We start from the raw sequence: 19632 nt of genomic DNA, 5'->3' as shown, positions 1-19632 counted from the left end.
CAATGTCCTCACTACCGTCTCAACCCGCCAGCGCCATCGATGTGAGCGGTGTCTATGCGGCTTACCAGCGTCAGCCCGTGCTAGAGGATATTCACCTCTCGCTGCCAAGCGGGCGTTGGACGGCTATCGTCGGGCCGAATGGGGCTGGCAAGTCGACGCTGTTTCATGTGCTGACCGGTAGCATGAAACCCTTACGCGGCCGCGTGACGGCATTTGGTCAAGCCATCGAGCACCATCGAAAAGCCGGGCGCATTGCCTACATGGCCCAGCGAGAGGCCATCGAGTGGGACTTCCCTATTTCGGTGTGGGAAACCGTGATGAGCGCCCGCTATGGCCACATGCGTCAAGATGCGTGGTGGCGGAGGCTGCTGCCTGCGCGTTGGCATTCGTCACGGCATCGTGATGCGGTGGAAAAGGCGTTAGACGACGTTGATATGCTGGCATATGCCGAGCGGCCGATCGGGGCCTTATCGGGCGGACAAAAAAAACGCGTGCTGCTAGCGCGTGCGTTAGCGCAAGAGGCGAGTATCCTGCTGCTCGATGAGCCGCTTGCGGGCGTCGACCCACCTAGCGAGCGACTCATTCTCGACGTGCTCAAACGCGAACGCGAAGCCGGACGAACCATCGTGATGGTGACGCACGATATGCCGGGCGCGCGTCGCTACGTGGACCATGTGGTACTGATCAATCGATTCATTCGCGGCGAGGGCGCGCCCGACGAAATGCTGAGCGATAGCAAGTTGGCCGAACTTGCGGTGAGTTCTATTGCGAATTCTTCGGCGGATGCCGAGCGTGTCCGCCTTCCTGCATTTGCCAGCAAAGAATAGGCGACTTGAATGTTAGAAACGTTGGATGCTTGGAGTAGTGCGCTGGTGGCGGGGCTCATCGCGGCGCTGATGGTGCCCGTGAATCTAATGCCCGACAGCGTATCAGAGGCGTTTCAGTACGCCTTCATGCAGCGTGCGCTGCTCACGTCGATGATGGTGGGAGCCATCTGCGGCATGCTTTCGTGTTACGTCGTGCTCAAGCGTTGGTCACTGCTGGGGGATGCGATTTCCCATGCGGTCTTGCCTGGCGTGGCGATTGCCTACCTGCTGGGGCTGCCTTTTTTTATCGGTGCCTTCGTCACAGGAGCGCTGACGTCGCTCGGTATTGGGGCAATCGAGCGGCACACGCGCATCAAATCCGATGCCGCCATGGGGATCATGTTTACCGGGGCATTTGCGCTGGGCGTGGTCTTGATCAGTAAGATCGCCTCTAGCACTCACTTGATGCATATCCTGTTTGGCAACGTGCTCGGAGTGCAGCAGTCGGCACTATTGCTCACGTTGGCGGCCAGCCTTGTTGCGCTGTTGGTGGTATGGCTGGCTTATCGTCCGCTCATGCTTTACGCCTTCGATCCCACGCAGGCCCAAGCGCTTGGCTTCAATACGGGAGTGATACATTACGGTTTGATTCTACTGCTCACGCTCACCATCGTGGCCAGTTTGGAAACCGTCGGTATCATCCTCGTGGTGGCCATGCTGATTACGCCGGGCGCCACGGCCCACTTGCTGACCGACCGCTTCAAAACGATGCTGTTTATCTCCGTGGGGATTGGGGTGGGGTCTGCCGTGTTGGGGCTATGGCTCTCGTTTGCGTTTGACGTAGCGTCCGGTGGCACCATCGTCTTGGTAGCAACGGGGTGCTTCTTCACGGCGCTGCTGTTTTCGCCAAAGCACGGTGTGCTGATGCGGCTTTGGCGGCATCGAAGCTTGGGAGGCGCTAATTAGTTTCCCACCCGATGACGAGCCGTGGGTAGTCGATGATCCCAATGACGCTGTGTTTTGCATCGACGACCGGTGCTTGGGATAAACCAAACTGAGCAAACAGGCGAGCGCAATAGCGAATATTCATTTCCGGACGGACGCTAATGATCGGTTTGCTCATGATTTCGTAAAGGCTTACACGGTCTGCAGAGCGATTGACTGCGAGCACTTTTTTAGCAATATCAGAGGCTAACACAAGCCCCAGTTCATCTTTCTCATCGCGCCTATCAACGATGATAGCGGTGGCATCGTATTGCCTCATTAGTTCAATGCCGTCAGTAACGGTCATAAAACCATCGGTCGTCACATAGCGGGAGTGCATGACGTCCTGGGCAGTGCGCTCCGTCAGTGATGAGCTTGCCATTGTTAAAGCCTCTCTCTAGCCTAGCGGTTGATCGAATGCATCTTCGAGGGATTTCACTTGGTGTGCGACGCCTACCGCATCCTCGACGTCTAGCTGAAAGGCGATGCCTGTTCCCGACGTGTCGTCAAATGCACCCACTTCCGCGATCGCTTCGAGAATTGAACGGCTAATATGCTCCTCCACTAAAAAGAGCAGCACGTCACGTTGCGACGTAATGTCCATGCCAAAAATGCCTTTTGCTTTTTTTAAGCCTTCGCCACGCGCGTTATTGATGACAGTGGCGCCGGTGGCTCCAGCATCTCTAGCTGCCTGAAGTATCTGGTCGCTTAGCTCATCTTCTACAAGCGCGACAATGAGTTTAAAGCGCATGGGTATCTCCTTGATGAGACTTTGTCACTGACGTGCCTGAGAGCGGCTGTATTTTCGATGGCCTATTGCTTCGCCATCGAGCAATTTGGGCGTATCCCATTACCGTGATAATAGGGAATAGGCAGGCAAGCGCGATCATTCCAAAGCCATCCATTAACGCGCTACGACCGGGTATCGAGGAGGCTAATCCAAGACCTAGCGCGGCGATGATCGGCACGGTAATGGTCGATGTCGTGACGCCCCCGGAATCGAATGCAAGGGGAATAATCGACTTTGGGGATCGTAGGGTTTGGACAATCACTAGGCAGTACGCTCCTAGCACGAACCACTGCAAAGGTAGGCCCATGACGATGCGCCATGCGCCCAGGGTGATTCCAAAGGCCATGCCGAGGGCAACGGCGAGCCGCAGGGTAAAAGGGTTGATCGTACCACCGGATATTTCGCCAGCTTTGATCGACACCGCGATCAGCGATGGCTCGGCAATCGTAGTGCTTGCGCCAATCGTAAACGCGAAAATATAGACCCAGTAGTAGTCGCTCCAATGCCGCTGAGCCCCCTCTGTCATGGCAGGTAGAAAATCGGGGTGCGTCAATTGGCTGGCCATCAACTCACCCATGGGAAACAGGGCTTGCTCTAGCCCTATCAAAAAGAAAGAAAGTCCTACCCATACCATGAAAAAACCAATAGCGACCTTTAGAAACCGTTTGACCGGCTTGCGGATCACCAAATATTGGAAGCCAAAAATAATCGCCACGATGGGAAGAATATCGCGTAGCGTCCCCCAAAAAATAGCCAGCATATTCATGATCTTCCCTCTGCAACGAGATCAAGGCCAACAATACCGAAAAGCAGTACGAAAATGATGGGCATAACGGAAGCAAATGCAATCAAACCAAAGCCGTCCAGCATAGGGTTGCGGCCTTTGATGGCCGTGGCCAAGCCAACACCGAGTGCCGTAACTAGAGGGACGGTAATGGTCGATGTCGTGACACCGCCCGAATCATAAGCAATGCCAACGAGCTCAGCAGGCGCTAACGGCGTCAAGAGTAGTACAAGAATATAACCACCAATGATCATCAAATGCAGCGGCCAGCCTTTAAAGATACGCAGTACGCCAACGACCACGGCGGTTCCTACGGAAAGCGCTACGATCATGCGGAGCGTGAACGCAAAGGACGTTTGGGCGAGACTGCTATTCTCGATCAGACCGCTTTCGGAGACGACAATCGCTGCACGAGCCGCCACGGCAATCAGTGCTGGCTCTGCGACGGTGGATCCAAACCCCAGTGCAAAAGCAAATAGAAGGAGCCAAACGACAGAACCTTTATGAACGAAAGCACGTGCAAGGTTCTCTCCTAAAGGAAACAGTCCCAGCTCTAGCCCCTTGATGAAGAGCGTTAGCCCGATCACTACAAACAGTAGCCCTAGTGCTAAATCGAAAAGCGCCAATGTATCGGGGAGAGGTTGTTGGATGACGAGCGTTTGAAAGAAGCTCATAACCAGCACAACGGGTAGCAAATCCCGAAGGCTGTTTTTGATCTGCAGGGCGAGAGAGTGGATAAAGTTCATTAGCGCCCTTTTTTAATGGCTGATACGTCTATGCTCATCAGTGTAATGGTTACGCATGTCGTTTCTTTTGATCTAGGACACGTTGCGAGTGTTCTCTAGTCAACAAAGTTGGCTACCTAACAGCAGCATCGAAGGGTCTAGTGCGTGCCAGCCCCACCATGCCAGCAATATCAAGCCACTCACTATCGGTAGAGCAATCAAACTCCACCATAGACTGGAACGCATCATGTCGTCACCTGTCCCGCAGAGGGGCGTGCCAGCGGCTTCTCACTGATGAACCAGTGGAGCGCGGCGGCGACCACGGACAGCACGATGGCAATCTGCCACACCGTATCGTAGTGGCCGGTGAGGTCGTACAAAAATCCACCCAGCCACACGCCCATGAACGAGCCCAGCTGATGAAAGAGAAACACGATACCACCCAACATCGAGAGATGGCGAACGCCAAACACCGATGCGACGATACCGTTGGTGAGCGGAACGGTGGAGAGCCATAACAGCCCCATGGCGATCCCGAAGAGATAAGCGCTGGTCGTCGTCAGGGGCAGGGCGATAAAAGCCGTGATGATCACGCCCCGGATGAGGTAAAGCCAGCTCAATAGGCGCGGTTTCGACCAGATACCTCCCATCCAGCCAGCGGTGTAGGTGCCCACGATATTGAACAGGCCCACCAGCGCGAGCACCGTGGTGCCGACTTGGACGGCCAAGCCGTTATCGAACAGGTAGCCCGGCAAGTGGACCGCAATGAATACCACTTGGAAGCCGCAGACGAAAAAGCCCAGGCAAAGTAGCCAAAATCCTTTTTGCCCCGCCGCTTCATTAAGCGCATCGCGCAGGCTTAAGTCGCCCAGAGCCTTGGGGCTGGGCCGGTCTTTGAGCATGGCGCCCAGCGGTATCATGAGTGCGGCAATCGCCCCCATGGCCAACAGCGCAGAGGACCAGCCTAGCCACTCGATCAATCCCAGCGTGCCGGGCAGCATGGCAAATTGACCAAACGAGCCCGCCGCACTGACGATCCCCATGGCCATGCTGCGCTTCTCAGCGGGAACGGCCCGGCCGACGGCGCCCAGAATCACCGAAAACGTCGTTCCCGATAGGCCGAAGCCAATCAGCAGACCCGCGCTGACAGTCATGCCGAGCGCGCTGCTCGAGAGGCTCATGAAGCAGAGCCCCAGTACGTAGAGGATGCCGCCCGCCACGATGATTTTGGCCGCGCCAAAACGGTCGGCCAGCGCCCCGGTAAACGGCTGGGACAGCCCCCAAATGAGGTTTTGGACGGCCAGTGCGAACGCAAAGATGCCGCGCCCCCAGCCGAAATCGCTGCTCATGGGCTCGAGAAACAGCCCGAACCCATGACGTAGCCCCATGGCCGTGGAAATAACCAAGCTGGCGAGCACGATCAACAGTAGCGTATGGTGTTTCTGAAGGGCCATGGCACGTCTCTTATGGTGGATTGATTAACGCGTTAATCAACTATCGCATGGCATTGGCGACTTTAGAAGCTTCCAAATAGGGTGCCGAGCGTAATCACACTCATCAGCGCGGCGATGGGGAGCACGATGGTGACCATGGCGACATTGCCATACGACTGGCGGTGGGTCAGCCCGCAGATGGCCAGAAGTGTGATGACAGCGCCGGAGTGGGGGAGCGTATCCATGCCGCCCGCGGCCAGCGTCGCCACGCGGTGCATGAGTTCTGGGTCGATGCCAGCCTGTTGCGCCATGGCCAGATACTCGCTACCCAAGGTTTGCAAGGCAATCGACAAGCCGCCCGATGAGGAGCCGGTAATCCCCGCCAGCACGCTCATGGCCATGGCTTCGGAGATGAGGGGGTTGCCGGGGGAGACATTGAGCACCGCATCGCGAAGGATGGCAAAGCCTGCCAAGCTGGCGATGACCGCGCCGTAACCCACTTCAGAGGCCGTGTTGAAAATAGGTAGCAGCGAACCAAAGCAGCCTTGATTGATGGTGGCTTTCAAGTCTTGCCAGTGGCGCCAGCGGGTGATGATCAGCCAAGCCGAGGCGCTCAGCAGGGCAATCAGAATGGCCCAAAGCCCGGTCTGTCGGCTGGGTGTGACGTTATCGAACGCGTCGCTGATGAAGCTCAGGTCCATGGCCGGGAATACCCCGTAAGTAAAGAGGGCATTGAGGCCAATCACCATAACCAGTGGGATCAACGCGATGGCCAGCGGCATGCCGGGTGCTGTGTCGGTGTCGCTGTGGGTATCGGTTTCACGCTCCGTGTGAGTACCGTAACCCTCCCCTTGGGCAGCGGCTTTCTTGACTCGCGACTGAAGGTAGAACGTTCCTAGGCCTAGCATGATCGACCCAGCAATGATGCCAAGCCCCGGTGCCGCGAAGCTGTTGGTGCCAAAGTAAGGGATGGGAATCGCGTTTTGGATGGCTGGCGTGCCGGGCAACGCCGTCATGGTAAAGGTGAAGGAGCCTAGAGCGATGGAGGCGGGGATGAGGCGCTTGGGCACATTGGCCTGGCGGAACAGCTCACGGCTGATCGGGTAAATGGCAAAGGCCACGACGAACAGCGAGACGCCGCCATAGGTCAGAACGGCGCAGGCCATGACGACCGTCAGCACCACGTGATGCGTGCCCAGCCGCTTGACGATACCGTTGGAAATGGACTGCGCGGCGCCTGAATCTGCCATCAACTGACCGAAGAGCGCACCAAGCAAGAAGAGCGGGAAGAACTGCATAACATAGTTACCCAGGGCGCCCATGAAGGTGTCGGTGTAAATCGGCAGTAAAAAAGCGCCGTCGCCTGATAGTAAAACCGCTAACGCGGCCATTAACGGCGCAAGCAGGAGGACCGAGATACCTCGGTAGGCCAGCAGCATCAACAGCAACAATGAGACGATAATAGCGAGCATGCCCATACAGGCTCCAAAGTATTTGTTAATTTAGTCATCGGTGCGTGTAAACAAAGGCCGGAATACTAGGTATTATATTGCATCGCAGCAATAGTGTTGTGACTAAAGTCGTAACCAAAAGAGAGCGTCACTTTCGCCTGCTTAAGCGCGCCCCATCTGTTAAAATCCGCCACCTTTGGCGTTGATGACCTTCCAATAACCCTGGGTATTTCCATGAATGCAGTAATTCTCGCAGTGCTCGTCATGGTGGCACTGTCGCTTCTTCGTGTGTCCGTTGTATTTGCGCTGGTGGTCGGTGCGTTAGTAGGGGGGCTGGTCGGAGGCCTTTCCCTGGACGATACGCTCAGCGCGTTCAACGAGGGCGTCGGCGGAGGCGCGCAGGTGGCGCTGGCGTACGCAACCTTAGGCGCTTTTGCCGTGGCCATCTCTCGTTCTGGGTTGCCGGACATGCTGGCAAATCGATTGATCACCTTGCTAGGTAAAGAGGCGACCGCCGCCCACCAAGCGCGGGTGAAGATGTTGCTGTTGGTGGCCGTGTTACTGGTCGCCATCTCCTCACAAAATGCCATTCCGGTCCATATCGCGTTCATTCCCGTGCTGATTCCACCGCTGCTGGCGGTGATGAATCGCCTGCAACTCGACCGCCGTGCCGTGGCCTGCGCGCTGACCTTTGGTCTTACGGCACCCTATATGCTGCTGCCGGTAGGATTCGGGGCGATCTTCTTGAACGATATTTTGTTGGCAAACCTGAACAGTGCCGGAGAGCCACTAGGGCTGGAAATCTCGCGTGGCATGGTGCCCATGGCCATGGCGCTTCCGGTGGGTGGTATGGCCATGGGCCTGTTGGTCGCCCTACTGTTTAGCTATCGCGGCCAGCGTAGCTACGCGAGCAAGGACGTGGCCGCGCTCAATGGCCAGACGCACACGCCTGTCGAACCGCACCTCTTAGGGTTAGTCGTGTCAGGCGTGGCGATCGTGGCGGCGTTAGGCCTTCAGCTCTACACTGGCTCGATGATCGTTGGAGGCTTGGTGGGTATCGGCTTGCTGTCATTGGGTGGTATTTTCAAATGGCGCGAGGCTGATGATTTGTTCACCAGCGGTATGCGGATGATGGCTTTGATTGGCTTTATCATGATTTCGGCGGCAGGCTTTGCGGAAGTCATGAAAGCTACCGGCGATATCGACTCGCTGGTGGCGGGTGCCTTCGATCTGTTTGGCGATAATCGTGGCTTGGCCGCTTTGGTCATGCTGCTGGTCGGCCTGTTCATTACCCTGGGCATCGGCTCTTCGTTCTCAACCATTCCCATCATTGCGGCGATCTTCGTACCACTGGCCGTGCAGTTTGGTTTCTCACCCATGGCGACCGTAGTGCTGGTGGGCACCGCTGCCGCTTTGGGCGATGCGGGGTCGCCAGCCTCGGATTCCACTTTGGGGCCCACCTCAGGATTGAACGTGGACGGCCAGCATGACCATATGTGGGATAGCGTCGTGCCGACCTTCCTTCACTATAACCTTCCGCTGATTGCGTTTGGTTGGCTGGCGGCCATGACGCTTTAAGCACACTCAATACTTACCAAAAGGGCAGCGCTGAGGCTGCCCTTTTTTGATGGAAGTGCTTGATGAAAGCGCGTTGAGTGGATAAGACGTTACTGTTTAGGCAAGTGCGCTTCAAAGGCACTTAGCAGACCACGGAGTAGGGACAGCTCTTTGCGGCTAGGCTGTGCACGGGCAAACAGCGCTTGAAGCTGCTCTTCGGTACGGGCGTGGGGCTGGGTTAAAAAACCGCTTTGCTGCATCAAGCGGCCAAGATGTTCCTGGAAATAGCCAAACTGTTGGCGACTAGGCGGCGTCGCTTCCAGCGGGCGCTGATACTCATAGCCGCTGGCGTTGCGCTTGCGCCAGGCGCGGTGCACTTCGTAGGCTAGAATCTGAACCGCTTGCGATAGATTGAGAATGCCATACTCGGGATTGGCGGGAATGCTGACTTGGTGGCTGCAGCAGCGAATCTCATCGTTGGTCAACCCGGAGCGTTCGCGGCCAAATACCAGGGCCACCGGGGCTTGGTGGGCGTTGTCGATGACTTGCTGGGCCATCTCGTCAGGCTCGTCGAAATGGGGCAGTGGCATGCTGCGCAGCCGAGCGCTGGCACCGACCACTTGCACGCAGTCATTCACGGCCTCTTCGAGTGTCTTTACGCAGCGAGCGTTTTCTAATACGTCCGTTGCGCCGGCGGCTAGGCGAGTGGCTTCTTCATCGGGGAAGGTACGAGGATTGACCAGCACGAGCTCCGTCAACCCCATGGTTTTCATGGCGCGGGCTGTTGCGCCTATGTTGCCTGGGTGGAACGTTTGCACCAGCACGATACGAATATTGGAAAGCACGGGAAGTCGAACCTAAAAGCTGCCAAATAAAGTCGGTGATGGTAGCACGCTTTATGACGCCATGACGTCGGTACTAATGAAAGAACCCCGCCGAAGCGGGGTTCTTGATGACGTTCAACGTCAGAGCGTTAGGCTCATGGGTGCATCACATCATGCCGCCCATGCCACCCATTCCGCCCATGCCGCCCATATCCGGGGCAGCTTCTTTCTCTTCCGGGTCGTCGGCGATCATGCACTCGGTGGTGATCATCAGGCCAGCAACGGAACCAGCAGACTGCAATGCAGTGCGGGTTACTTTTGCCGGGTCGAGAACACCCATTTCGAACAGGTCGCCGTACTCGCTGGTTTGTGCGTTGTAACCGAAGTTGCCTTCACCATCTTTGACGCGATTGATGACCACAGCGGCTTCTTCGCCCGCGTTGGTGACGATCTGACGCAGCGGTGCCTGCATGGCACGCAGCGCCATGTTGATACCGTGGTTCTGATCTTCGTTGTCACCGGTCAGGCCCTGTACTTTGGCCATCACGCGAACCAGGGCAGTACCACCGCCAGGTACGACGCCTTCTTCTACGGCAGCGCGAGTCGAGTGCAGCGCATCTTCGACGCGGGCCTTCTTCTCTTTCATTTCGACTTCGGTCGCCGCACCGACGCGGATAACGGCAACGCCGCCTGCCAGTTTGGCAACGCGCTCTTGCAGCTTCTCTTTGTCGTAGTCAGAGGACGTTTCTTCGATTTGCGCACGGATTTGATTAACGCGTGCTTCGATGTCGTCCTCGGCACCTGCGCCATCGATGATGGTGGTGTTCTCTTTAGACATGGTCATGCGCTTGGCAGTACCCAGGTGATCCAGGTTCGCCTGCTCAAGGGTCAGACCTACTTCTTCGGAGATCACGGTGCCGTTCGTCAGGATAGCGATATCCTGCAGCATGGCTTTGCGACGGTCGCCGAAGCCAGGTGCTTTGGCAGCCGCGACTTTCACGATGCCACGCATGTTGTTCACGACCAGCGTCGCCAGCGCTTCGCCTTCGATATCTTCGGCGATGATGGCCAGCGGCTTGCCTTGCTTGGCAACGGCTTCCAGCACCGGCAGCAGTTCGCGGATGTTGGAGATCTTCTTGTCGACGAGCAGGATGTACGGATCTTCCAGCTCGACGGTCATGGTGTCTTGGTTGGTGACGAAGTAGGGCGAGAGGTAGCCGCGGTCGAACTGCATACCTTCGACCACTTCCAATTCGTCTTCGAAGCCGCGACCTTCGTCAACGGTGATGACGCCTTCTTTACCGACTTTTTCCATCGCTTCGGCGATGATTTCGCCAATGCGCTTGTCGCCGTTGGCAGAGATCGTGCCTACCTGCGCAATGGACTTGGTGTCGGTGCAGGGCACGGACATCGCCTGAATCTCTTTGACCGCTGCGGTCACGGCTTGGTCGATACCGCGTTTCAAATCCATCGGGTTCATGCCCGCGGTCACGCCTTTCAGGCCTTCCGCTACGATGGCCTGTGCCAGAACGGTGGCCGTGGTGGTACCGTCACCGGCGGCGTCGGAAGTCTTGGAAGCGACTTCTTTCACCATCTGGGCACCCATGTTCTCGAACTTGTCTTTCAGTTCGATCTCTTTGGCAACCGATACACCATCTTTGGTCACAGTCGGTGCGCCAAACGACTTGTCCAACACTACGTTGCGGCCTTTCGGGCCCAGCGTAACTTTTACGGCGTTTGCCAGAATGTCGACGCCGCGCGCCATGCGTTTACGAGCATCATCAGAAAACTTAACTTGCTTAGCTGCCATGTTCGTTACTTCCTAAATATTGAAATAGAAAAGTGAAAGTAAGTAGCCGATGCGGATTAGCCTTCAACGACGGCCAGGATATCGGCTTCGCTCATGATCAGAACTTCTTCGCCGTTGATTTTTTGCTTTTCAACGCCGTAGCCGTCTTTGAAAATCACCGTATCGCCAACTTTTACATCCAGCGGGCGTACGTCGCCGTTGTCGAGAATGCGGCCATTGCCAACAGCCAGGATTTCGCCACGCGTGGGTTTTTCCTGTGCATTACCCGGTAGCACGATGCCGCCAGCGGTTTTCTGCTCTTCTTCCACGCGACGGATCACAACGCGATCGTGCAAAGGACGGATATTCATGCTCACGTTCTCCTGAGGTTCGTCAAAGCCCCTAGGGGCAGTTAGCTTAAAGTGATTTCCGTGGGCTAAGCCCTCGGAAAGTGAAGGCACGTTGCCTTCATGTTTATGGCGAAAGCGTAGCTTTCACCGAACCTGTGTGCTGACTCAAAAATGGGGGCTAGCCAACACCTTTCAAGGGGTGGATAAGAAAAAAATTACACAATAGCGGTTTTCAAAGGCGATAAGCACTTAGCGCCGACGAGGCGTATCGTCGCCGCTAATAAACTCTCCCTCAATTGGGCCGTTTTGCGTGTTGGAATAGTCGCGCTGAGTGTTCTGCTCCCAGCCTGAAGAGCCGCTCTGGTAAGTGTGTTGCTTGGCCGTTGCGGTTTTGAGCCCCGCCCAGGTCAGCGCTTTCATCAGCAACTGGCGCGCATTGGGTATGAGGCAGGCAATGCCCAGTGCATCCGATAGAAACCCCGGGGCGAGCAAAAGCGCCCCACCAAAGATTAGCGCAGCTCCAGTAAGCAGCTCTTGGGAAGGTATTTCACCCATCTGCATGCGCTGGCGTGCGCGGGCAAAAGTAGAAACGCCTTCCTTGCGAATGAGGTAAAGCCCGATAAAGCCTGTGCCTAGCACTAATAAAAGCGTGGTTAGCAGGCCTATTTGGCCGCCGATGGTAAAAAGCAGCACAAAGTCCAGTAGAGTGAACAGCGAAATAAAGAGAAGAATAGGCATGGGCGACTCCAAAACAGGCGTAATCGTTGAATATGGTGACAGAAATATAAAAAACAAGCAGCAAGTGTGGTTTGGCAAGCCAAAGGCCGCTCGATATTTTAAACTGGCTCTTATATGCTGCGGTGCACAAATGTAGGTGCAGAGAGTGCGTGTTGTTGGTACTCGCTAGCTGTCAGCACGCTTGCTTAAGGAGAAAGAGATGCAATTAGATAAAAAAGTGGTGGCGATTACCGGTGGTGCCCGTGGATTAGGGTTTGCCATTGCCAAGCGGTTAGGCAAGCAGGGGGCTCAGATTGCCCTCATTGATATGAGTGCAGAGGCTTTAGATGGCGCGGTCTCTGCGCTTGGTTCTGAGGGCGTATCTGCCCATGCATTTGTTGCTAATGTGGCAGACGAGCAATCGGTTCAGCATGCCTTCGCTGATATCGGCCAGCGCTTGGGGCCTGTCAGTGGCTGTGTGAATAATGCAGGCATTACTGACGATGGGATGTTGATTAAAGCGAAAGGTGGCGTTGTAGAAAAGCGCATGTCGCTCGCTTCATGGCAGCGTGTGCTGGACGTTAACCTAACGGGTGTATTCCTATGTGGGCGTGAAGCGGCGACACACATGGTTGAGGCTGGGCACGAAGGCGTTATCGTCAATATTTCTAGTATTTCCCGTGCGGGTAATATGGGGCAAAGTAACTACGCAGCGGCAAAGGCGGGGGTGCATGCGCTAACGGTGACGTGGGGGAAAGAGCTGGCGCGCTATGGAATTCGCACCGGCACTGTGGCGCCAGGGTTTATCGAGACTGAGATGACTGCCTCAATGCGCCCAGACATGCTGGAAAGAATTGCTGCCAGCGTTCCATTAAAGCATTTAGGTGAGCCTGACCATATTGCTCAAAGCGTGGCGTTTGTGTTTGATAACGACTACTTCACTGCACGTATTATTGAATGCGACGGTGGTTTGCGGCTTTAACCAAAAAGCGATGAGCATTGGCCATATAGTGCGCTGATGCTCATCGGCTAGGGGTTTGTGTTAAGTAGCGCTAAAACTCAAAGTAGTCCCGCTGAATTGCCCGCTGAAAGTACATTTCTAGGCGTACGGTCATTGCCCAGCGCGGGTCGTAGCTATCTTCACGCTGGAAATGCAGTTCAGGAATCACATCGCCAAACAGAATCCCTTTATGAAGATCGCGACGGTAGCGCGTCTGTAGGTAGTAATTGGTCATGCGCGGGTTAGAAGCGCTTTCACCAATCGCAATGGCAGAGTAGCGCATGGCGCTGCGGTCATTTAGTCGCTGATTCAGCTCAGCCACTTCGCTATATTCTAAGGTGTCTTCTTCTTCGCGCCATTGAACTGTGGTAATGAAGCGTAGATGGCGATTTTCCGATAGCGGTCGGCCCATGTCCCAAGTAGTACGCGCTGAGTAACCATCATTATTAAACCAGGATACTCGGTTGAAAGACTCTAACTGCCAGGGGCCGTCGCCAATATCCCAAAGCCGCTCACTGGTAAAGCGTACGTAAGGGTCCAGAGGCATGCGAAGGCGAATACCCGCGCCAATTCGGTTGCTCCAGTTTTCGCGCTTATCACGGCTCTCTAGCCAGTCCAGGCCAAAGGTGGAGGTGCTGCGGTCACGCTGGTCGTTATAGAGGCGGCCGGAGCCTTGATCTGCCAACGTGCCTTGTGATTCTTCGGGGTCGCTTTCAATGACTAGGCGTAGACGCTCTTCTGTCGTAGGCAAGTCGATCCGGTAGCGGACACTAATATCGCCGCTGGTGCCATCACCTTCCATCCAATCAATTTCCTGGCCAAGGCGCAGATAGGATTCATTATTGACGGTTGCGGACTCGCCGCCCCCAAAAAATGCATCAATGTTGCGAGAGGTATTGTCGACCCAGTTGCCAACGTTGGCTCGAAATGGCTCAACGCGCTCCTCTGCCCAGTCAGGTAAATCGCTATCTTCCTCAGCAGCATGACTTTGAAACGAGAGGACGGTAAGTGTGCCAAGGCAAATAAACGCAATGACGGGTTTCATAGGTCTGTCCCCAAAATTTTAATTATGCGCACTGCATTATTGTGCTTTATGCATTTCGATATCTTTGGTCCATTTCAAAACGCGTTTGCGATCTCTTCGGCTATTCATGCGCTCTGTATCGACTTTTAATGGCAGCACAGCGCGTCGTCGCTAACGTAGCGTAAAAATAGGCGCTCGTCAGCTAGTTAGAGCAGTTTGAGGGAGTTTGGAAACAAAAAAATTCGGTTAGCATGAAGCTACCGAATTATTTGAAATGATACGCTTTAAATTGGTGCGGATGGGGAGACTCGAACTCCCACACCTTACGGCACTAGAACCTAAATCTAGCGTGTCTACCAATTCCACCACATCCGCAGAAGACGAGGCGTATTTTATCAATATTTGCGCTAATGTCAAATCTTGCAGCGCTATTTTTTAACATGAGGGTAAAGGGGGACGTGAAGCGGTGAAGAAATGGATCGCGACCATTAACCAGTGGCTCAAGCAGGGGCTGCCCGGCTACTGTGCATTTTGCCTTGCTGGGCGCTCATCAAGTGCAGGGTGGTGCGATGAATGCTTTGCATTGCTCCCCTGGAATCTTCATAGCTGCGAGCAGTGTGCCGAGCCGCTGGCAGGGGTGGCTGGTAAACGGTGTAGTCACTGTCTGACGGAGCCGCCTAGCTTTACCACCACGACAGTGCCGCTTTGCTACCAAGATACGATAACTTCCTTGGTGCACGACTTTAAGTTTCATGGCTCCCCGCGTGCGGGAATGCTGCTAGTTGAGTTGATGTTATCCCGGTGCCCCAGCCAGATGGCCAGCGCATTGCTCCCTGTACCTATGTATCCTGGGCGTGCCAAAGAGCGCGGATTCAATCAGGCACAGTGGCTGGCTGAACGGCTAGGCGACCGGTTGGATCTACCGGTGATGCAGGCGCATTGTATTAAGCATTTGCCTTCTCAGCGCTCTTTAAACCGCCGGGAGCGACAGCAAAACTTAGCAGGTGCATTTATGGTGGACACTGAGATGCCCGCGCATGTGGCTATTATCGATGATGTAGTAACAACCGGTGCCACTGGCCATGCGTTAGCGACCGTACTGCTGGAACAGGGTGCCAAGCGCGTTGATATTTGGGCCGCTGCCCGTACACCGCTGCAGAAGAGTTGATAAACTAGGCAGCCCATCCAAGGAGTCATCTATGTCGCATCCGTTTAGCGCGCTTTCGCCTGATCTGGTTATGTCAGCCGTTGAGTCGATAGGTATTTGGCCTGCTGGCGAACCGTTTGCTCTCAATAGCTATGAGAATCGTGTGCTGATGTTTCGTGATGACGACGGTGGCCGCTGGGTCGTGAAATTCTATCGGCCAAACCGCTGGTCAAATGAGGCTATTCAGGAAGAGCATGATTTTTTAACCGAGTTAACGCAGGCGGGCGTTTCGGTGGTGGCACCGTGGCGCAATGGCCAAGATGTATCGTTGCATGAGTATCAGCAGTTTCGCTTTGCCTTATTCCCACAGTGCATAGGACAAGCGCCCGAGTTAGATAACCCTGCCCATCTATTTGCCTTAGGTGAGGTGCTGGGTCAACTTCATGAAGTGGCTGCTAAAAAGCCGTTTCAGCATCGTGGAACGCTATTGCTCAGTGAAGGGGTGACCGAGGCCGAGCAGCGCGTAGTGACAAGCCCTTGGCTTAATAATCATCAAACCCGCGCCTATCAAAACGCAGTCGATAAGATTCGCCGCCAACTTGAGACAGTACATATCCCTTCTGCAAGCATGATACGTACCCATGGAGACTGCCATTTAGGCAATATACTTGGTCGCGATGAGACATTTACGCTTGTCGATTTTGATGATTGCCTGATGGCGCCCGCCATCCAAGATATATGGATGCTGCTGCCCATGGAAAATCCGCAGCTATGGCGGGCGCAACTCAGTGAGATGATAGAAGGCTATGAAGAGACAAGTCCGTTTCCCCATCAGCAAATGTCGCTTATTGAGCCATTGCGTGCTTACCGCTTAATACGTCACGCGGCGTGGCTGGTAACTCGGTGGGATGATCCTGCCTTTCCTCGGGCATTTCCCTGGCTGGCAGAAAGTGGCTATTGGGATCAGCATATTCGCCAGCTTGAGCAGCAACTACTGCACCTGGATAAGCCATTATGGTTGGCCTAATGCATCGGCTGGATTAGTTTTATCTTGTACCTTTAAAGGCGACCCTTAGTGAGATGCTCGCGAAGGGCCGCCTGGGTCTTGCAGGTTGACTACTCAGGCTGTTCTATCGGGGCTGGGTTTTCTACGCTTTGGTCAGGGTCTGGACGCTCACCCGGAATAGGGTTGCCGACACCTTCCCCATTGGCTTGGCGACGGATGGCATTAATGTCAGCCGAGGGATTGTCTTGAGCATCAATACGGACGCTTTGATCTAATGCCAAGACGAAGGGTTGTCCAGGAGTTAATGAACAGGAGCCGTCGTCGCAGGCAAGACCATACTGGCCATCTTCTGCATAGGCGCTGGCTGAAAAAGTGCCTGAGTAGATGGCGCTTTCTGAATCGTGGGTTTCAATGCAGGTTGCATCTTGGGTAGTAATACGGACGCGATCACCGTTTAATTGCGCATTGGCTACTAACAAGCAGTATTCAGGCAGTGAATGGGTGGTGCCGCTTGCTTGTTTTGGATGCAGCAGAATATCGCTGTAACGTTTTTCGCTGCTATCAAACTTCAAAGCTTCAACGACTTCAACGCCTACTTTCGCGCCGCTGGGAAGTTCCAGCGCCGACTCTTCTGCGTGCAAAGGTGATACAAAGAAAGGACCCAGCAGGGCAGTTAGCCAAAAGGGCGATGATTTAAATGACATGGCATACTCTCAACAGTGGCCCCTGCACTATTAGCAGGAAAATTGTGCTCTTATCATAGCACAGCTCAATTAGTGCCGAAGGGGGGTGCGTGTCACTCTGCCACAGCCTGCATAGGTGCGTTAAAATAGATTAATCTACTGTTAGTATTGTGCATAAATTGATTGATATATATTTTTTGTACAGGATAAAGGGTTCAGCTAGCACTCGCAAGGTAAGGCAGCTAAACGGAAGAGACCGTAAGCTACTCAGTGGCTTGCCGATAATGGAAGCTCGCTGGCGCGATAACATTGCTGCAAGGCGATTAAGTGATAGCGAATAAGCACAGTTTTGATGAGGCCTACAATGACCGACGATCTCGCCCAACACTACCGTCAAATTATTTCCGCGCTCGGTGAAAACCCTGACCGTGAAGGGCTGCGAGATACACCAAAGCGCGCAGCTAAAGCCATGCAGTTTTTAAATGCTGGTTATCATCAATCATTAGAAGAAATAGTGAATGGGGCCGTTTTTGAGTCACAGACCGATGAGATGGTGCTGGTCAAAGATATCGAGCTCTACTCCATGTGTGAGCACCATTTACTGCCTTTTATCGGCAAATGCCATATCGCCTATCTGCCGAGTGGCAGGGTGCTGGGCCTTTCCAAATTTGCTCGTATCGTCGATATGTATGCACGTCGAATGCAAATCCAAGAGAATTTAACGCGTGAAATCGCCGAGGCGGTTCAGCAGGTTACTCAGGCAAGAGGGGTGGCTGTTGTGATTGAGGCCCGCCACCTCTGCATGATGATGCGCGGTGTGGAAAAGCAAAATTCCAGTATGACCTCATCGGTTATGTTGGGAGGTTTTCGCAGTAGCCAGGCAACGCGCCAAGAATTTTTAACGCTGATCAACTGACCTGAGTGAAACTCAGCAGGTTTCATGTCAAAGGCTTGGTTAAATGCCTCGTTTCGTCTTAGCATGAACAAGTAAATGAGCCTGCAAGGCCGTCATTTGGTCAGGAGTCTGTCATGGAAGCGCTGAAAGAAACACAGCTGTATTGCCCGTTTGCCTATATTGACGGCAGTTGGGTAGCCGCCGACAGCGGTGAGCAAATCAACGTTTTGAACCCAGCCACTGGTGAGTCGGTTGGTGAGATGCCACGCCTAGGTAAGGCGGAAACCGAACGTGCCATTGGTGCTGCCGATGCGGCGCTGCCGTCATGGCGGGCGTTAACCGCTCAGGAACGGGCAGACTTATTGCTCAAGTGGCATGACCTAATGCTTGAACACAAGCATGACCTTGCTCTGCTGATGACCTATGAGCAGGGCAAGCCAGTAAGAGAAGCAGAAGGTGAAATTGCCTACGCCGCGAGCTTCTTACGCTGGTTTGCTGAAGAAGCTCGCCGTGTTTATGGTGAAACCATTCCTGCCGCCAATGCTAATCAGCGTATTGTGGTGACGAAACAGCCGGTAGGCGTTGTTGGCGCGATTACGCCGTGGAATTTTCCCGCTGCGATGATTACTCGTAAAGCAGGGGCGGCACTGGCTGCTGGCTGTACCATTGTGGTGAAGCCCGCCAGTCAAACGCCTTTTTCCGCCACTGCGCTGGCGTTACTCGCCGAACGTGCTGGCATTCCCCGTGGGGTTTTCAATGTGGTGCCAGGCAGTGCGTCTGACATCGCGAAAGCGCTTACAGAATCTCCCAAAGTCCGTAAGATCACCTTCACGGGCTCGACTGAGGTGGGGCGCACTCTGATGGCTCAGGCCGCTGAGCATATCCAGAAAATTTCTTTGGAACTGGGGGGCAATGCGCCGTTTATCGTTTTTGAAGATGCGGACTTAGACGCGGCTGTTGAAGGTGCCATGGCGGCTAAATTCCGTAACGCCGGGCAAACCTGTGTATGTACTAACCGCTTTCTGGTGCAATCCAGCGTCATTAACGCGTTTTGTGAAAAACTTGCCGTTGCAATGAACAGTGAGCTAAAGGTGGGGAATGGAACAGAGCCAAATATTAATATTGGCCCGCTCATTGACGAGAATGCTGTTAAGAAAGTCAGTGAGCACGTTCAAGATGCCATTGATAACGGTGCGGAGCTGCTTCTGGGTGGACACCCGCACCCCTTGGGTGGCAACTATTTCACACCAACGCTGATCAGCTTTGCTACCGATGCAATGAAAGTGGCCCACGAAGAGACGTTTGGCCCGCTGGCAGCCGTTTTCCCCTTTGATGACGAAGAGACCGCCATTGTGATGGCCAACGACACCCAGTATGGCTTGGCTTCTTACTTCTACTCTCGCGATTTGGCTCGCGTGTGGCGCGTAGCGGAGGCGTTGGAGTATGGCATGGTGGGCATTAACACCGGGCTTATTTCCAATGCGGCGGCACCCTTTGGCGGGGTGAAAGCGTCGGGTCTTGGCCGTGAAGGTGGCCATCAAGGCTTAGAAGAGTATCTGGAAACGAAATACCTGTGCATTGATCTTGGCAAGTAATACGTCCTAGACCGAAAAAGCCCTCACTTGGAGCAAGTGAGGGCTTTTGTTAATGCAGGAGGCTATCCTCTG

Annotated in this window: 20 protein-coding genes and 1 tRNA gene; 8 read left to right on the top strand and 13 right to left on the bottom strand. The window is 54.5% G+C overall.

Annotation, left to right across the window (positions count from 1 at the left end):
- Nucleotides 1-2 precede the first annotated feature (2 nt).
- Nucleotides 3-827, top strand: coding sequence for a metal ABC transporter ATP-binding protein (locus NH344_RS02185; RefSeq protein WP_058577760.1), 825 nt, complete (start codon nt 3-5; stop codon nt 825-827).
- 9 nt (nt 828-836) lie between these two features.
- Nucleotides 837-1772 carry a metal ABC transporter permease gene (locus NH344_RS02180; RefSeq protein WP_290443932.1) on the top strand — a complete coding sequence of 312 codons (936 nt, stop codon included), beginning with the start codon at nt 837-839 and terminating at the stop codon, nt 1770-1772.
- On the opposite strand, the gene NH344_RS02175 is transcribed toward NH344_RS02180, so the two are convergent.
- The 6 genes from NH344_RS02175 to NH344_RS02150 form a co-directional block, all read right to left on the bottom strand.
- Nucleotides 1765-2172 carry a CBS domain-containing protein gene (locus NH344_RS02175; protein ID WP_044628016.1) on the bottom strand — a complete coding sequence of 136 codons (408 nt, stop codon included), beginning with the start codon at nt 2170-2172 and terminating at the stop codon, nt 1765-1767. The two genes, NH344_RS02180 and NH344_RS02175, sit on opposite strands and share 8 nt — an antisense overlap.
- A 15-nt stretch (nt 2173-2187) precedes the next feature.
- Entirely contained in the window at nt 2188-2541 is a 354-nt protein-coding gene (locus tag NH344_RS02170) for a P-II family nitrogen regulator (protein ID WP_044628015.1), read from the bottom strand.
- Entirely contained in the window at nt 2531-3346 is an 816-nt protein-coding gene (umpB, locus tag NH344_RS02165; protein ID WP_253027484.1) for a Na,Li,K/H(+) antiporter subunit UmpB, read from the bottom strand. Before umpB ends, NH344_RS02170 begins: the two co-directional genes overlap by 11 nt.
- The gene (locus tag NH344_RS02160) at nt 3343-4110 is read right to left on the bottom strand and encodes a DUF1538 domain-containing protein (RefSeq protein WP_058577756.1); all 768 of its coding nucleotides are present in this window, start codon (nt 4108-4110) and stop codon (nt 3343-3345) included. The genes umpB and NH344_RS02160 overlap by 4 nt, the downstream gene beginning before the upstream one ends.
- Nucleotides 4111-4334: 224 nt before the next feature.
- A complete protein-coding gene (locus tag NH344_RS02155; RefSeq protein WP_058577755.1) occupies nt 4335-5543 on the bottom strand; it encodes an MFS transporter in 1209 nt (402 codons plus the stop codon).
- 62 nt (nt 5544-5605) lie between these two features.
- A complete protein-coding gene (locus NH344_RS02150) occupies nt 5606-7000 on the bottom strand; it encodes a GntP family permease (protein WP_058577754.1) in 1395 nt (464 codons plus the stop codon).
- A 207-nt stretch (nt 7001-7207) separates the two neighbouring features.
- On the opposite strand from NH344_RS02150, the gene NH344_RS02145 reads away from it, so the two are divergent.
- Complete coding sequence (locus NH344_RS02145) at nt 7208-8551, top strand: Na+/H+ antiporter NhaC family protein (RefSeq protein WP_089675697.1); 1344 nt, start codon at nt 7208-7210, stop codon at nt 8549-8551.
- A gap of 89 nt (nt 8552-8640) precedes the next feature.
- Here NH344_RS02145 and NH344_RS02140 read toward each other — a convergent pair whose 3' ends face one another.
- The 4 genes from NH344_RS02140 to NH344_RS02125 form a co-directional block, all read right to left on the bottom strand.
- The gene (locus tag NH344_RS02140; protein ID WP_044628011.1) at nt 8641-9375 is read right to left on the bottom strand and encodes an RNA methyltransferase; all 735 of its coding nucleotides are present in this window, start codon (nt 9373-9375) and stop codon (nt 8641-8643) included.
- A gap of 145 nt (nt 9376-9520) precedes the next feature.
- Nucleotides 9521-11164 carry a chaperonin GroEL gene (gene groL / locus NH344_RS02135; protein ID WP_089675698.1) on the bottom strand — a complete coding sequence of 548 codons (1644 nt, stop codon included), beginning with the start codon at nt 11162-11164 and terminating at the stop codon, nt 9521-9523.
- A 56-nt stretch (nt 11165-11220) separates the two neighbouring features.
- Nucleotides 11221-11514: a co-chaperone GroES gene (locus NH344_RS02130; RefSeq protein ID WP_044628009.1), complete on the bottom strand. Its 294-nt coding sequence runs from the start codon at nt 11512-11514 to the stop codon at nt 11221-11223.
- 228 nt (nt 11515-11742) lie between these two features.
- Nucleotides 11743-12231: an FxsA family protein gene (locus tag NH344_RS02125; protein WP_044628008.1), complete on the bottom strand. Its 489-nt coding sequence runs from the start codon at nt 12229-12231 to the stop codon at nt 11743-11745.
- A gap of 199 nt (nt 12232-12430) precedes the next feature.
- On the opposite strand from NH344_RS02125, the gene NH344_RS02120 reads away from it, so the two are divergent.
- Nucleotides 12431-13192: an SDR family oxidoreductase gene (locus tag NH344_RS02120; RefSeq protein WP_044628007.1), complete on the top strand. Its 762-nt coding sequence runs from the start codon at nt 12431-12433 to the stop codon at nt 13190-13192.
- Nucleotides 13193-13262: 70 nt separating this feature from the next.
- Here the strand turns inward: NH344_RS02120 and NH344_RS02115 are convergent, their stop codons facing one another.
- Nucleotides 13263-14255 (bottom strand): hypothetical protein, encoded by a 993-nt coding sequence (locus tag NH344_RS02115; protein WP_054641504.1) that lies wholly within the window; start codon nt 14253-14255, stop codon nt 13263-13265.
- 269 nt (nt 14256-14524) lie between these two features.
- Nucleotides 14525-14609, bottom strand: a tRNA-Leu gene (locus NH344_RS02110).
- 91 nt (nt 14610-14700) lie between these two features.
- On the opposite strand from NH344_RS02110, the gene NH344_RS02105 reads away from it, so the two are divergent.
- Nucleotides 14701-15402, top strand: a complete 702-nt coding sequence (locus NH344_RS02105) for a ComF family protein (RefSeq protein WP_063610140.1) — start codon at nt 14701-14703, stop codon at nt 15400-15402.
- Between the two features lie 31 nt (nt 15403-15433).
- Entirely contained in the window at nt 15434-16408 is a 975-nt protein-coding gene (locus NH344_RS02100) for a serine/threonine protein kinase (RefSeq protein WP_054641505.1), read from the top strand.
- An 89-nt stretch (nt 16409-16497) separates the two neighbouring features.
- Here the strand turns inward: NH344_RS02100 and NH344_RS02095 are convergent, their stop codons facing one another.
- Entirely contained in the window at nt 16498-17091 is a 594-nt protein-coding gene (locus NH344_RS02095; RefSeq protein WP_044628003.1) for a hypothetical protein, read from the bottom strand.
- Between the two features lie 343 nt (nt 17092-17434).
- On the opposite strand from NH344_RS02095, the gene folE reads away from it, so the two are divergent.
- Both folE and NH344_RS02085 read left to right on the top strand, forming a co-directional pair.
- A complete protein-coding gene (gene folE, locus NH344_RS02090) occupies nt 17435-17986 on the top strand; it encodes a GTP cyclohydrolase I FolE (RefSeq protein ID WP_044628002.1) in 552 nt (183 codons plus the stop codon).
- Between the two features lie 113 nt (nt 17987-18099).
- On the top strand, nt 18100-19560 hold the full coding sequence (locus NH344_RS02085; protein ID WP_089675699.1) for an NAD-dependent succinate-semialdehyde dehydrogenase: 1461 nt from the start codon (nt 18100-18102) through the stop codon (nt 19558-19560).
- The last annotated feature ends 72 nt before the right edge of the window (nt 19561-19632 follow it).

Origin of the sequence: Halomonas sp. Ps84H-12 (assembly GCF_024124725.1) — a bacterium.
Taxonomy (GTDB): Bacteria; Pseudomonadota; Gammaproteobacteria; order Pseudomonadales; family Halomonadaceae; genus Vreelandella; species Vreelandella aquamarina.
Note: the sequence above shows the minus strand (reverse complement) of the source record. Positions and strands in the feature narration are given on the sequence as shown.

What these genes read in the sequence shown, in the direction of transcription:
- NH344_RS02170 (WP_044628015.1), bottom strand. Translation starts at nt 2,541, where the DNA reads ATGCGCTTTAAACTCATTGTCGCGCTTGTAGAAGATGAGCTAAGCGAC.
- NH344_RS02120 (WP_044628007.1), top strand. Translation starts at nt 12,431, where the DNA reads ATGCAATTAGATAAAAAAGTGGTGGCGATTACCGGTGGTGCCCGTGGA.
- NH344_RS02115 (WP_054641504.1), bottom strand. Translation starts at nt 14,255, where the DNA reads ATGAAACCCGTCATTGCGTTTATTTGCCTTGGCACACTTACCGTCCTC.
- NH344_RS02160 (WP_058577756.1), bottom strand. Translation starts at nt 4,110, where the DNA reads ATGAACTTTATCCACTCTCTCGCCCTGCAGATCAAAAACAGCCTTCGG.
- NH344_RS02155 (WP_058577755.1), bottom strand. Translation starts at nt 5,543, where the DNA reads ATGGCCCTTCAGAAACACCATACGCTACTGTTGATCGTGCTCGCCAGC.
- NH344_RS02150 (WP_058577754.1), bottom strand. Translation starts at nt 7,000, where the DNA reads ATGGGCATGCTCGCTATTATCGTCTCATTGTTGCTGTTGATGCTGCTG.
- NH344_RS02100 (WP_054641505.1), top strand. Translation starts at nt 15,434, where the DNA reads ATGTCGCATCCGTTTAGCGCGCTTTCGCCTGATCTGGTTATGTCAGCC.
- NH344_RS02145 (WP_089675697.1), top strand. Translation starts at nt 7,208, where the DNA reads ATGAATGCAGTAATTCTCGCAGTGCTCGTCATGGTGGCACTGTCGCTT.
- umpB (WP_253027484.1), bottom strand. Translation starts at nt 3,346, where the DNA reads ATGAATATGCTGGCTATTTTTTGGGGGACGCTACGCGATATTCTTCCC.
- folE (WP_044628002.1), top strand. Translation starts at nt 17,435, where the DNA reads ATGACCGACGATCTCGCCCAACACTACCGTCAAATTATTTCCGCGCTC.
- NH344_RS02185 (WP_058577760.1), top strand. Translation starts at nt 3, where the DNA reads ATGTCCTCACTACCGTCTCAACCCGCCAGCGCCATCGATGTGAGCGGT.
- NH344_RS02125 (WP_044628008.1), bottom strand. Translation starts at nt 12,231, where the DNA reads ATGCCTATTCTTCTCTTTATTTCGCTGTTCACTCTACTGGACTTTGTG.
- NH344_RS02130 (WP_044628009.1), bottom strand. Translation starts at nt 11,514, where the DNA reads ATGAATATCCGTCCTTTGCACGATCGCGTTGTGATCCGTCGCGTGGAA.
- NH344_RS02180 (WP_290443932.1), top strand. Translation starts at nt 837, where the DNA reads ATGTTAGAAACGTTGGATGCTTGGAGTAGTGCGCTGGTGGCGGGGCTC.
- NH344_RS02085 (WP_089675699.1), top strand. Translation starts at nt 18,100, where the DNA reads ATGGAAGCGCTGAAAGAAACACAGCTGTATTGCCCGTTTGCCTATATT.
- groL (WP_089675698.1), bottom strand. Translation starts at nt 11,164, where the DNA reads ATGGCAGCTAAGCAAGTTAAGTTTTCTGATGATGCTCGTAAACGCATG.
- NH344_RS02095 (WP_044628003.1), bottom strand. Translation starts at nt 17,091, where the DNA reads ATGTCATTTAAATCATCGCCCTTTTGGCTAACTGCCCTGCTGGGTCCT.
- NH344_RS02175 (WP_044628016.1), bottom strand. Translation starts at nt 2,172, where the DNA reads ATGGCAAGCTCATCACTGACGGAGCGCACTGCCCAGGACGTCATGCAC.